Raw genomic sequence first — 12,503 nt, 5'->3', positions numbered from 1 at the left:
CGTTGGATGTCGTGCTGGGAATTCGCGGTAAATCCCATCTTTCGCGCGTGTACTCACCGTTAGCCGGGGGTTTGCGTGCTGTGCTGTTTTCATGCAATTGAGCGAAGTGAACATGCGCGTCGCCACAGCACTGCTGAGTTGCTCCATCGATCCGGGCCCGATGGAGCCCGAACAAGCCCACGCCGCAATGCAACTACACCTCGACTGCACAGTCGAAGAGTGCCGGGTGCGCCGACGGGCGCGCAACACCCTCGTCGAAGCGGGCCGCTGCGTCCTGGACGCGCGCGCGACCCGCTAGTGATGGCGATGGTCGGTGATCGGGTCGCGCGGGCCGAACTTCGGTTTGCGCGCCTGCCCGCTGAGCCCCAGCAGTCGCACCGCGCGGTAGCGGTGGGGTTGTAGCGGTCGCAGGTATTCGATCATCGCGTCGTCGTCGATCGGGTGGCCGAGCAGACTCCAGCCGACCACGGCGGCGAGGTGGTAGTCGCCGACCGAGAGGGCATCAGCGTCGCCGAACGCGCGTTGCGCGGTCTCGGCCACCGTCCACACCCCGATACCGGGCAGGCTGCGCAGACGTCGCGCGGCCTCGGCCGGGTCGAGCGTGGCGGTGCGTTCGATCGAGTCGGCGACTCTGGCCGCGCGCACGATGGTCTGTGCGCGCTGCGGCCCGACATTGGCCCGGTGGTACTTCCACGACGGGATCAACCGCCAGGTCTCGGCGTCCGGCGCGACCATCAGGCCGGTCGGCGCCGGGCCGGGGGCTCTGGTCCCGAACTCGCGGACCAGGGTGCGCCAGGCGGCGAACGACGACTTCGTGTGCACCTTCTGTTCGAGGATGGCCGGGATGAGCGACTCCATCACCAGGCCGGTCTTCAGCATGCGCAGACCGGGGACCGTGCGGTGGGCTTCGATCAGCTTGGGGTGTGCGGGGGCGAAGTCGTCGAGGTCTTCCTCGAGGCAGAGCATGCGGTCGAGACCCGCCAGGAATTCCTCGGCTCCCGGCCCCCAGGCGCGGGCGGCGGCGCCGTCACGGCCGTGCTGGGTCAGCCGGTAGGTGACCACGCCGGTCGGCATTCGCGAAGCGTGCCAGTGGCTGCCGTCGGGGTCGACGTGGTGGCAGGGATCGCCGCCGCCGCGGCGCAGCGGCGACACGGTGATGCCGACGTCGAAGGGCCTGCTCGACCGGACGGTCCTGGACAGGCAGGCCGAGGCCGGCTCCGGGTCCAGGGTCTGGTCACGCATCCGACCATTGTGCGCCTGTGATCGGCGTCAACCGGCAGCCGGTGCGCTCGAACAATCGAGCAGGTACCTGGCCAGATGCACGCCGGGGCTATGGGCGAGTTGGTCGGCCTGGGTGCGGCAGGAGAAGCCGTCGGCCAGGAAGACGGCGTTCGCCGGGGCGTTTCTCAGCGCCGGGAGCAGGGCGTTCTCGGCGACCGCGACCGAGATGTCGTAGTGGCCGCGTTGCATGCCGAAGTTGCCGGCCAGGCCGCAGCAGCCCGCCAGTTCCCCGACGGTGACGCCCATCGCGGCAAGGATTCGGCGTTCGGCGTCGAAGCCGCCGACCGCGTGCTGGTGACAGTGCGGTTGGACGATCACGGTGTCGTGCGGTCGGCGGGGTGGTTGCCAGCCGGGGTGTTCCAGCAGGAACTCGGCGAGGGTGCGGACCGAGGCGGCGACCTGTTTCGCTCGTGGATCGCCGGGGAGCAGTTCGGGGAGGTCGGCGCGCAGGGTGGCGGTGCAGGACGGTTCGAGACCGACGATCAGGCCACCGGCAGCTACGTGGGTGTCCAGTGCGTCCACGGTGGCGCGCAGCCGGGCGCGGGCGCCGTCCAGTTGACCGGTGCTGATCCAGGTCAGGCCACAGCACACCCGGTGGCTGGGGATGCGCACACGGTAGCCGAGTTGCTCGATCAGTTGCGTCGCGGCTGCCGCGTTTTCCGGGTCGAAGGTGTCGGTGAAGGTGTCGATCCACAGCATGACCTCGGTAGCCGCGGTCTCGCTGGGACCTGAGCGGTCGTCGCTGCCCAGCGATCGGCGAAACGACTTCGGGGCGAGTCGCGGCGCTGCTCGCCGCGGGTCGATTCCGGCCAGGCGCAGGCCGGCCCGGCGCAGGCGCGGACGGGCCGCGATGGCATTGGCCAGGCGTGGGAAGTGCTGGGCGATGGCGAGCCAGCGCGGGAGCCGGCCGAGAACGTAGTGATCCACCGGCCGTAAGCGTCCGCGGTAGCGCCGATACAGCGCCTCGGATTTGTAAGTGGCCATGTCGACGCCCGCGGGGCAGTCGGCGGCGCAGGCCTTGCACGAGAGGCAGAGGTCGAGGGATTGCTCGACTGCCGGTGCACGCCAGTCGAGTTCGCCTCGGACGACTTCCTGGAGAACTCTGGCCCTGGCCCGGGTGGTGTCCTTCTCGTCGGCGGTGGCCAGATACGAGGGACACATGAAGCCGCCGGAACCGCCGGTGTCCGCGCGGCACTTGCCGATTCCTACACATCTGTGCACAGCTGTGGATAAATCGCCGGAGTCTGCGAACAGGGCGAACCCCCGCGAGGGGACCGGCGCGAGCCCGGCTACCCGCAGGTCGGCGTCGACGGGGCTCGGGACGACGAGGATGCCGGGGTTGAGGAGGTCACCGGGATCGAACAGGGACTTGAAGCCCGCGAAGGCCGCGCGAGCGGCCGGTGAGTACATCACTTCGAGCAGTTCGGATCTGGCGCGACCGTCGCCGTGTTCGCCCGAGAGTGATCCACCGTGGCGCACGACGAGTTCGGCGGCGTCGAAGAGGAAGGTGCGAAAACGCCGGGGTGCGCCGGTGATCGGGAAGTCGAGGCGCACGTGGATGCAACCGTCGCCGATGTGTCCGTACAGCAGACCACCCACGTCGTATTCGGCGGTGAGCGTGGCGAATTCGCGCAGGTACGCCCCCAGATTCTCCGGCGGGACAGCGGCGTCCTCCCACCCGGGCCAGGCGGGCTTCCCGTCGGGAGTTCGTCCGGCCAGACCGGCGCCGTCGGCACGAATGCGCCAGAGTGCCGCTGTGGCAACCGGATCGGTGACGATCAGGTGATCATCGGCGTGGCTCGCCGCGCACAGCCGCCGGGCCGCGGCCAGCGCCTCGGCCGGGCTCGCCCCCGCCGTTTCGACGAACAGCCAGCCGCGACCTCGCGGCAACTCCGGCACCGTCCCCCGATGCGCGCGGACCACGTCGACCAGTCCGGCATCGATGCCTTCGACCGCGATCGGCGCGCAGCTGGTCACCGCGGCGATATCGTCCGCCGCCGAGGCGATATCGGGGTATCCGAGCACCGTGAGCACGGTCGCGGCGGGAACAGGCGTGAGCGCGACCTCCGCTTCCAGGAGCAGTCCACAGGTCCCTTCGGAACCGACGAACGCCTTCGCCGCCGACGAACCACGTTCCGGCAGGAGGTGTTCCAGACCGTAGCCGGAGGCCTGACGATCGAACCGTCCCAGTTCGGTGCGCAGCACCGCGAGATTCGAGGTGGTGAACTTCGCCAAGCCGGGCACCGCCGCCAGGTCGGAACCGAGCGTCCGCCGCTCCCCTGTGCCGTCGAGAATGCGCAGCTCACGCACGGTATCGGAGGTGCGACCCCAGGCCAGCGCATGCGGTCCGCACGCGTTGTTGCCGATCATCCCGCCCAGGGTGCACCGGTCCTGCGTCGACGGATCGGGCCCGAACCGCAACCCGTGCGGCCGCAGCCGCCGTTGCAGATCCGACAGCACCAGCCCTGGCTGCACGATCGCTGTTCGCGCCTCGAGGTCGACCGCGCGCACGGCATTCATCTGCCTGCTGAAATCCAGCACGATGCCGGGTCCGATGGCATTGCCCGCGACCGAGGTGCCCGCGCCGCGAGCGGTGATCGGCAGCCCGGTCTCCCGGGCGAAGTTCACGGTGGCGGCGACGTCGTCCTCACCACGGGGAAACACGACCATGGCGGGCCGGACGCGGTAGTTGGAGGCGTCGGCGGAGTACTCGACGCGTCTGCGCACCGACGCGTCGACCGGGCAGCCGGTCCGCGTGCGCAGTGCGTCGGCCAGCTTTTCCGAGCTCCGGTCGTCGTCCACCCGACCAGCCTATTCCGGTCACCCGGCGGTGATCGGCCGCCGGTTTCGCTGTGCGCTGAACCCGGTGCGCGCGGAAAGTATTTGCGGTCAACCTTTGTTGAGGTTTTAGTGTCGGTGGGCAGGAGTTCAATGGGTGGGGAGCCTCGAGGAGAGTGGCAGTGAGTATCGAATCAGTGGCCTACAGCCAGATGTACCGGCGCGTGAACGCACCGGAGGAACAGCGCCCGTTCAGCATGGTGACAGCACGGCGGATCCTGCGCTTCGCCGAGCACCACCGACGCCGGATCAGCGGGTTTCTGCTGCTCAGCGTGGTGGCGGCAGTGCTCGGTGTGGCCACCCCGGTGCTGGCGGGGCGGGTTGTCAACGGGATCGTCGACGGTGCGGCGCCGCGCACCGTGGTGCTGCTCGCGCTCGCCATCGCGGGTCTGGCCGTTCTCGACGCGGCCCTCGGCATCGCCATCCGCTGGCTGTCGGCAAGGATCGGCGAGGGTCTGATCCTCGATCTGCGCACCGCCGTGTTCGATCACGTGCAGAAGATGCCCGTCGCGTTCTTCACCCGGACCCGCACCGGCGCGCTGGTGAGCCGGCTGAACAGCGATGTGATCGGCGCGCAGCGCGCGTTCAGCGACACCCTGTCCGGGGTGATCACCAACCTCGTCACCCTGGTCCTCACGCTCGCCGTGATGCTCAGCATCTCCTGGCAGATCACCCTGCTCGCCCTTGTCCTTCTCCCCGTGTTCGTGATCCCCGCCCGGCGCGCCGGCAACAAACTCGCCGCCATGCAGCGTGAGGCGGCCCAGCTCAATGCCGCCATGAGCACCCAGATGACCGAGCGCTTCTCCGCGCCGGGCGCCACCCTGGTGAAGCTGTTCGGCAGGCCGAAGCAGGAATCGTCGGAGTTCGCGGAGCGCGCCACCCGCGTGCGCGACATCGGCGTACGCACCGCCATGCTGCAGACCACGTTCGTCACCTCGCTCACCCTGGTCTCCGCCCTCGCCCTCGCCCTGGTCTACGGCCTCGGCGGCTGGTACGCGCTGACCGGCAGCCTCGACGCGGGGTCGGTCGTGGCCCTCTCGCTGCTGCTCACCCGCCTCTACACCCCGCTCACCGCCCTGGCGAGCGCCCGCCTGGAGATCATGTCCGCGCTGGTGAGTTTCGAGCGTGTCTTCGAGGTGCTCGACCTGAAGCCACTGATCGAGGATGCCCCGCACGCCGCCCCGGTGCCCGACGGCCCGGTGGCGGTGGAACTGGACGCGGTGAACTTCGGTTACCCCTCGGCCGACAAGGTCTCGCTCGCCTCGCTGGAAGATGTCGCGACGCTGGACCGGCGTGGCGGTGTCGAGGTGCTGCACCAGGTGTCGCTGCGCGCCGAACCCGGACAGCTCATCGCGCTGGTCGGCTCCTCGGGCGCGGGCAAATCGACTATCGCCCAGCTGGTTTCGCGTCTCTACGACGTCGACTCCGGCGCGGTCCGCCTCAACGGCTCCGACGTGCGCGACCTGACCACCGAATCCATCCAGCGCACCGTCGGCCTGGTCACCCAGGACGGGCACCTCTTCCACGACACCATCCGCGCGAATCTCCTGCTGGCCCGGCCGGAGGCCACCGAGGACGAACTGTGGGACGCGCTCGGTCGCGCCCGGCTCGGCGACCTGGTCAAGTCGCTTTCCGACGGTCTGGACACGGTGGTCGGCGAACGCGGTTACCGACTCTCCGGCGGTGAACGCCAACGTCTCACCATCGCCCGCCTGCTTCTCAAGCAGCCGAGGGTCGTCATCCTCGACGAGGCGACCGCGTCCCTCGACTCCACCTCGGAGGCCGCGGTTCAGGAAGCCCTCACCGAAGCGCTGACCGGCCGTACCGCACTGGTCATCGCCCACCGCCTGTCCACCATCCGCGCCGCCGACCAGATCCTGGTCCTCGAGGACGGCCGCGTCGTCGAGCGTGGCACCCACGCCACCCTCCTCAACGCCGACGGCCGGTACGCCGAGCTCTACCGAACCCAGTTCGCCGACGACCCGGTGGCCCCTGCCACCGTCTGAGCGAAAGGTCTGTTCAGCCCAGCTCCCCATGAACGGCCGACGGAGGTCCGATCGTGGGGGCTGGGCTAGCGGTCGCCGCCAGGAGCATTGTCATGGTCGGCATGCCGTAGCGCGGTGACGATCGTGAGGGTGGGGGTGCGACCTGCTTCGGTGTGGCTGAGCATGGCGTATTCGGCCAGGCGTTCGTCGCCCGAGGAGATCGCGTCGATGAGGTGCTGGTGTTCGTCGCGCTGTTCCTCGGTGTTGCGTTCGGTGGTGAGGAAGAACAGCCAGGCCATCCGGGCGAGGATGGTGCGCATCAGCTGAGTGAGCAGCGAGTTGCCGGACAGTTCCACGATGGCGCCGTGCAGCTTCGCGTTCGTCTCGGCGATGCGGAGCGGATCCCCAGAATCGGTGGCCTCCTGCGCTTCTCGCAACGCGGCCCGCAGGGGTGAGCTGTCGTGCCCCTGCCTGATCCGGGCAGCGGCGAGTCTGGCCGCCAGCGGTTCCAAGCCGATGCGGACATCGAAGAGTTCCTCCACCGCGGTGGTATCCCAGGACCGCACGACCGCGCTGCGACGCGGCAGCGCGCTGACGATGCCGTCGAATTCGAGTAATGCCAGGGCTTCTCGCACCGGCAGGCGCGAGGTGCCGAGCATGGCGGCCAGGCGCGCCTCCGGCAGTTTCTCGCCTTCGCGGTACTCCCCCGTGATGATCGCGCGGCGCAGATCGTCGTATATCCGTCGCGTCTGCGAAGTGTCGTCGACGACTTCTACCGGCGGACGTAGGTTTCGGGCCACCCGAACAGTCTACGAAGCCGCGCCGATGGTGACGGCCGGCGATCGCGCAGTCTAGCGGCGGACCTACCGAATTCAATCCGGTAGACCAAATATATCTTTGTCCACCTCAGACCACCTGCAACCAAGCCTGCTCCGTGGGTCGGCTATGAGCCTTGACGAGGGCATTCCTGCCGGTTGGCAGCATCGAAATCATTCACGGACCCGAAACTTTCGGAACACAATGGGGATACACGGGAATCCAATTCTGTATACCGAATGACATTCTCGGCACACAGAGAGGATCAGTGTTGGCCGTCTATCTGATCCGCCGCCTCATCCAGGCGGTGATCACCGTGTTCGCCGTCATCTCGCTGGCGTTCCTGCTCGGCAGATCGACCGGAAGTCCCGTGGCCTCTCTCCTGCCGGAAACGGCGAGCGAGGCCGACATCGCGGCGCTGGAAGCCGAACTCGGCTTCGACAAACCGCCACTGACCCAGTACTTCGACTACGTGACCGGCGTGCTGTCCGGCGATTTCGGTGACTCGTACCAGCAGACCGGCACCTCGTCGATGACATTGGTCCTGCAACGCCTGCCCGCTTCGCTCCAACTCGGTGTCGCGGGCTTCGCGATCGGTCTCGCACTCGCCTTCGCCGTGGTGCTCGCCATCCACCTGAGCGGCCGCTGGTCGCTGCGCGGGGTAGCGCTCGGTGTCGGCGCGGCGCGACTGGCGGTGCCGGACTTCCTGTTCGGGCTGCTGCTGGTGCTGGTGTTCTCGGTGACGCTCGGCTGGTTGCCCTCGCTCGCCGGTGCCGACCCGCTCGCGATCATCATGCCCGCCCTCACCATCGCCACCGCACAGTTCGTCGTCTACTCACGGCTGCTGGACAATTCGCTGGTCGCCGAGAGCTCCCAGGACTACATGCGCACCGCGTACGCGCGCGGCGAGCGGAGATCCTCGGTGCTCCTGCGCGATGTGCTGCCGAACGCGCTGCTGCCGGTGCTCACCATCTCCGGAATCACGCTCGGCACGCTGCTCGGTGGTCTGGTGATCGTCGAAAACGTCTTCGCCTGGCCCGGTTTGGGCACATTGATGCTCGACGCGGTGTTCAACCGGGACTTTCCGGTGGTCCAGTCCGGGCTGGTGGTGATCGCGACCATCTTCGTGATCGTCAACTTCGGGATCGACGTCCTCTACGGCGTCATCGATCCGAGAGCGAGAGTCCGATGATCCGTCCCCGCGACTACGCCACGATCGCGGGCGTCGCCATGATCCTCGCAGTCGTGCTGTTCTCCCTGCTGTATCCCCTCTCCCCCGGTTACGACCCCTACGGGCAGGACCTCGCGGCCGCGTTCTCCGCGCCGTTCACCACCGGGAACTACCCGCTCGGAACCGATTCGCTCGGTCGCGATCTGGCGAGCAGGCTGGCGCTGGCCGGACGGATCACGCTCGGGTTGGTCCTGGTGATCGTGCTGGTCAACGCGGTGATCGGCATGACGATCGGCACGGTGTCGGGCTACTTCCGCGGTGTCACCGACAGCGTGCTGATGGGTGTCGCCGATGTGCAGCTCGCGGTCCCGATGACGCTGGTGATCATGGCGGTGTCGGCGATTCGCGGGCCGAGTACCGCGCTGATGGCGACGATCCTCGGCGTCACCTTCTGGGTCGGCTATGCCAGGGTGGCGCGCTCGGTCGCGCTCGGGCTGTCCGGTCGCGATTTCGTGATCGCGCCGAAACTGCTCGGCGCGCGCTCTGGCTGGGTGATGCGCAAGCACATAGTCGGGCACGTCACGGTCCCTGTGCTGATTCTGGCGACCGCCGATCTCGGCAATGTGCTGATCATGATCTCGTCGTTCGACTATCTCGGCCTCGGCGTGCAACCACCCACTCCCAGTTGGGGATTGATGATCACCGACGGACAGAAGTACCTGCGCCAGGCGCCCTATCTGACGATCGTTCCGGCGGTGGCACTGCTGCTGGTGATCGGCGGAACCCTGCTGGCCAGCCGGCGATTCACCGATGAAGGCCAGGGGTTGCGCCGAGTTCGGCGGGCGCCACGCGCTCGTCGCGGCGCTCTCGCGAAAGAGGTTGTGGCATGAGCCCATTGCTGGAGATCACCGATCTCACCGTCGGCTACGAGACCGCCGCGGGCGACCGTGTGGTACTCGTCGACGGGGTGAGCCTGCGCCTGGAGGAGGGCGAAGTGCTCTGTCTCGTCGGCGAATCCGGATCGGGCAAGTCGGTGACGATGCTCGCCGCCCTCGGCCTGCTCCCCCCGGCATTGACGATCTTCTCGGGCAGCGTGCGTTTCCGCGGCGACGAACTCGTCGGCGCCGACGACGAAACCCTGCGGCGCCTGCGGGGCGCCGAACTCGGCATGGTCTTCCAGGACCCGATGACCACCCTCAATCCGGTGCGCCGGGTCGGCACGCAGATCGGTCGCGCGCTGGCGGTGCATCAGCGGCTCGACGCAAGGAAACGCAAGCAGCGCGTAGTCGAACTCCTCGCCTCCGTCGGTATCCCACAACCGGCCGAGCGGGCGCGCGCCTATCCCCACCAGTGGTCGGGCGGTATGCGCCAGCGCGCGGTGATCGCCATGGCGATGGCCAACGATCCGGCGGTGCTCATCGCCGACGAGCCGACCACCGCGCTCGACGTGACCATCCAGGCCCAGCTCATGGAGGTGCTGGCACAGGCTCGCGCCCGCAGCGGCGCGGCGATGGTGTTGATCACCCATGATCTCGGGTTGGTCGCCCAGTACGCCGATCGGGTGGCGATCATGTACGCGGGCCGGGTGGTCGAGACCGGCACGGTGTGGCAGATCTTCGACGACGCCGCCCACCCGTACACCCGTGGCCTGCAGGGCAGTCTGCTCGGGCAGGCGGGCGCGGGCCGCGCCTACGCCATCCCTGGCTCGCCACCGTCACCGACGAAACGTCCGGCCGGGTGTGGGTTCGCCCCGCGTTGCGAGTTCGCGGGCAGGAGCCGCGAATGCGACACAGCCCCACCACCTCTCGTCGCCATCGGCGACGGTCGCGCGCTCGCCTGCCCGCCCGCGCTCGCCGCCCCTCTCCGAGAGGACATTTCGGCATGACCGTGATCGATACCGCAGAGGAAGTGATCCGGGTCGACGGCCTCGAGGTGAGCTTCACCAGCAGGCGCGGCCTCACCGGCAAGCGCAGACTGCGAGCCCTCGACGGCGTGAGCTTCGGGGTCGTACGCGGTGAAACCTTCGGCCTGGTCGGCGAATCCGGTGGCGGGAAGTCCACGCTGGTCCGCACGATCTTCGGCATCAACACCCCGACCGCGGGTTCGGTGCGCATCCTCGGCCACGACCTGGCCGCCCTGCGACCGGCCGCGCGCAGGGCGCTGCGCAACCGGGTGCAGCTGGTGTTCCAGGACCCGTACTCCTCCCTCGATCCGCGGATGAGCGCGCACGACATCATCGCCGAACCGCTCCGGATCGCGGGCGGCTACTCCCGCGCCCGCGTGCTCGAACTGCTCGACCAGGTCGGGCTCGGACTGGACGCGCTCGACCGGCGCCCGGCCGAGTTCTCCGGCGGACAGCGGCAACGGCTCGGGATCGCCAGGGCGCTCGCGCCGAGACCGGAGGTGCTGGTGCTCGACGAACCGGTGTCCGCGCTCGACGCCTCGGTGCAGGCCCAGGTGATCAACCTGCTCCAAGACCTGCAGGAACAGCTCGGCCTGTCGTATCTGTTCATCGCCCACGATCTCTCGGTCGTGCGGCACCTGTCGGACCGCGTCGCGGTGATGCATCTGGGCAAGCTCGTCGAGATCGGCGCCACCGAAGACGTGTTCACCAGCCCCCGGCATCCGTACACGCGCGCGCTGATCGCCTCGGCTCCCGTTCCCGACCCCCATCAACGCCACCGCGACACCTCGACGCTGATCCGCGGCGAGCTCCCCGATGCCGCGAATCCGCCGAGCGGCTGCACCTTCCGCACCCGCTGCCCACAGGCCACCGACGAATGCGCCACGCGCATACCGGAACTCGAGCCGCTCGGCCCCGCCGGGCATGTCGCGGCGTGCCTGCACCCACTTCCCCGCTCCACGAAAGATTAGGAAACCCATGAGACCGATCACCCGCAGTGTGGCTACCGGACTCGCGATCCTCGCGTTCTCCACCGTCACCCTGAGTGCCTGCGCACCCGCGGGCACCGACACCGCGTCGACGAAGACCCTCGTGGTCGGCGCGGTCACCGAACCGACGGACGTGCCGGACCCGATCAGCGACGGTTCGCTGGCAGGCTACAACTACTACTTCGCGACCTTCGACCAGCTCGCCCGCTTCGACGCGGAAGGCGTGATCGGCCCGAAGCTCGCGACCTCGTGGGAGCACAACGCCGATTTCACCCAGTGGACGTTCACGATTCGGGAGGACGCGAAGTTCCACAACGGCGAACCGGTGAAAGCCTCCGATGTCGCGTTCACCTACAACCAGATCAAGGCGACACCCAACGGCGATCCGGCCACCTATATGGAGATGTTCACCTCCGCCGCCGCCGGTCCCGGCAATACCGTGGTGTTCAGCCTCAACGCCCCCTTCTCCGCGTGGCCGACCATCACCACCGGCGTCTCGATCGTGCCCGAAAGTGTTTACACCAAGCTCGGTTCCGCGGGATTCGCGGCCGCACCGGTCGGCTCGGGGCCGTTCGTGTTCGACCACTACACGCGCGGCGTCGAATACGTCGTCAAGCGCAATCCGAACTACTGGGGCGACAAGGCCGCACTGGAGACCGTGACCTTCAAGACGGTGGCCGACGCCGACGCCCGACTCAACGGCGTTCAGTCCGGCAGCCTCGATGTGGCCTTGATCGCGCCTAATCAGGTTGCCGCCGTAGATGGTTCGAAGAGTGTGCACATCGAGTCGCGGGTCTCCAACGGCGTCACCTTCCTCGGCATGAACGCCACGGCGGGTCCGCTGGCCGACCAGCGGGTACGCGAGGCGATCGCACTGTCGATCGACCGGGACGCCATCGTCAAGAGTCTGCTCGCGGGCCGCGCGACGGTCGACAACCAGCTGGTCGCCAAGAACGTCGGCGGCTACGACCCGAAATATCCTGCGCCGGTGCGTGATACGGCCAAGGCCAAACAGCTGCTGGCCGCGGCGGGCTACAACGGCACGCCGATCCCCTTCCAGTACGCGACGAACGGACGCATCCCGCTGAGCTCTGAGATCGCCCAGTCGATCCAGGCGAACCTTGCCGAAGTCGGCATCACCATCACCCTGCACGGCACCGACCAGAGCAGCCATTCCCAGATGATCTACACGAAGAAGGCCGCCACCGGCATCTACCTCAACACCTACGCGCCGTCCACCATGGACGGCGACGCCCCGATCGCCTCGATGTTCGGCGGGCAGTGGAACGACTACGCGATGCTGCCGGAAACCCAGGCCCTGGTCGCCAAGACCCGGACCGTCGCCGGACAGGCCAGGATCGATGTCTACCGAGATCTGTTCACCCTCAACGATTCCAAGGCGCTGCTGCTCGGCCTCTACACCCCCGATGCCAGCTACGCGGTGGACCCGGCGCTGAACTGGAAGCCGCGGGCGGACGGGATGATCACCGTCGACGCCGCGACCTTCGGCAAGGACTGAG

Annotated in this window: 10 protein-coding genes; 7 read left to right on the top strand and 3 right to left on the bottom strand. The window is 68.2% G+C overall.

Annotated features, from left to right (window positions below):
• The first annotated feature begins 91 nt into the window (after nt 1-91).
• The gene (locus ACFTS5_RS23975) at nt 92-298 is read left to right on the top strand and encodes a hypothetical protein (RefSeq protein WP_101465132.1); all 207 of its coding nucleotides are present in this window, start codon (nt 92-94) and stop codon (nt 296-298) included.
• Here ACFTS5_RS23975 and ACFTS5_RS23970 read toward each other — a convergent pair.
• Together ACFTS5_RS23970 and ACFTS5_RS23965 are read right to left on the bottom strand one after the other, a co-directional pair.
• Nucleotides 295-1,242, bottom strand: a complete 948-nt coding sequence (locus ACFTS5_RS23970; protein WP_378634793.1) for a DNA-3-methyladenine glycosylase family protein — start codon at nt 1,240-1,242, stop codon at nt 295-297. The genes ACFTS5_RS23975 and ACFTS5_RS23970 overlap by 4 nt on opposite strands.
• Before the next feature lie 27 nt (nt 1,243-1,269).
• Entirely contained in the window at nt 1,270-4,083 is a 2,814-nt protein-coding gene (locus ACFTS5_RS23965; RefSeq protein ID WP_378634791.1) for an FAD-binding and (Fe-S)-binding domain-containing protein, read from the bottom strand.
• A gap of 158 nt (nt 4,084-4,241) precedes the next feature.
• Between ACFTS5_RS23965 and ACFTS5_RS23960 the strand changes: the two genes are divergently transcribed.
• Nucleotides 4,242-6,125 (top strand): ABC transporter ATP-binding protein, encoded by a 1,884-nt coding sequence (locus ACFTS5_RS23960; protein ID WP_378634788.1) that lies wholly within the window; start codon nt 4,242-4,244, stop codon nt 6,123-6,125.
• Nucleotides 6,126-6,190: 65 nt separating this feature from the next.
• On the opposite strand, the gene ACFTS5_RS23955 is transcribed toward ACFTS5_RS23960, so the two are convergent.
• Entirely contained in the window at nt 6,191-6,904 is a 714-nt protein-coding gene (locus tag ACFTS5_RS23955; protein WP_378634785.1) for a GntR family transcriptional regulator, read from the bottom strand.
• 287 nt (nt 6,905-7,191) lie between these two features.
• On the opposite strand from ACFTS5_RS23955, the gene ACFTS5_RS23950 reads away from it, so the two are divergent.
• Genes ACFTS5_RS23950 through ACFTS5_RS23930 form a run of 5 tightly spaced genes read left to right on the top strand, consistent with a single transcriptional unit; the run spans nt 7,192 to nt 12,502 of the window.
• Nucleotides 7,192-8,112 (top strand): ABC transporter permease, encoded by a 921-nt coding sequence (locus ACFTS5_RS23950; protein ID WP_378634783.1) that lies wholly within the window; start codon nt 7,192-7,194, stop codon nt 8,110-8,112.
• Complete coding sequence (locus ACFTS5_RS23945; protein ID WP_378634780.1) at nt 8,109-8,981, top strand: ABC transporter permease; 873 nt, start codon at nt 8,109-8,111, stop codon at nt 8,979-8,981. The genes ACFTS5_RS23950 and ACFTS5_RS23945 overlap by 4 nt, the downstream gene beginning before the upstream one ends.
• The gene (locus ACFTS5_RS23940) at nt 8,978-9,976 is read left to right on the top strand and encodes an ABC transporter ATP-binding protein (protein ID WP_378634778.1); all 999 of its coding nucleotides are present in this window, start codon (nt 8,978-8,980) and stop codon (nt 9,974-9,976) included. The genes ACFTS5_RS23945 and ACFTS5_RS23940 overlap by 4 nt, the downstream gene beginning before the upstream one ends.
• The gene (locus tag ACFTS5_RS23935) at nt 9,973-10,965 is read left to right on the top strand and encodes an ABC transporter ATP-binding protein (protein ID WP_378634776.1); all 993 of its coding nucleotides are present in this window, start codon (nt 9,973-9,975) and stop codon (nt 10,963-10,965) included. Before ACFTS5_RS23940 ends, ACFTS5_RS23935 begins: the two co-directional genes overlap by 4 nt.
• Before the next feature lie 7 nt (nt 10,966-10,972).
• Nucleotides 10,973-12,502, top strand: a complete 1,530-nt coding sequence (locus tag ACFTS5_RS23930; protein WP_378634774.1) for an ABC transporter substrate-binding protein — start codon at nt 10,973-10,975, stop codon at nt 12,500-12,502.
• The last annotated feature ends 1 nt before the right edge of the window (nt 12,503 follow it).

Source organism: Nocardia sp. NPDC056952 (assembly GCF_042674185.1).
Classification (GTDB): domain Bacteria; phylum Actinomycetota; class Actinomycetes; order Mycobacteriales; family Mycobacteriaceae; genus Nocardia.
Note: the sequence above shows the minus strand (reverse complement) of the source record. Positions and strands in the feature narration are given on the sequence as shown.

Coding starts and splice junctions, on each gene's coding strand:
- ACFTS5_RS23935 (WP_378634776.1), top strand. CDS start 9,973: ATGACCGTGATCGATACCGCAGAGGAAGTGATCCGGGTCGACGGCCTC.
- ACFTS5_RS23975 (WP_101465132.1), top strand. CDS start 92: ATGCAATTGAGCGAAGTGAACATGCGCGTCGCCACAGCACTGCTGAGT.
- ACFTS5_RS23970 (WP_378634793.1), bottom strand. CDS start 1,242: ATGCGTGACCAGACCCTGGACCCGGAGCCGGCCTCGGCCTGCCTGTCC.
- ACFTS5_RS23940 (WP_378634778.1), top strand. CDS start 8,978: ATGAGCCCATTGCTGGAGATCACCGATCTCACCGTCGGCTACGAGACC.
- ACFTS5_RS23945 (WP_378634780.1), top strand. CDS start 8,109: ATGATCCGTCCCCGCGACTACGCCACGATCGCGGGCGTCGCCATGATC.
- ACFTS5_RS23930 (WP_378634774.1), top strand. CDS start 10,973: ATGAGACCGATCACCCGCAGTGTGGCTACCGGACTCGCGATCCTCGCG.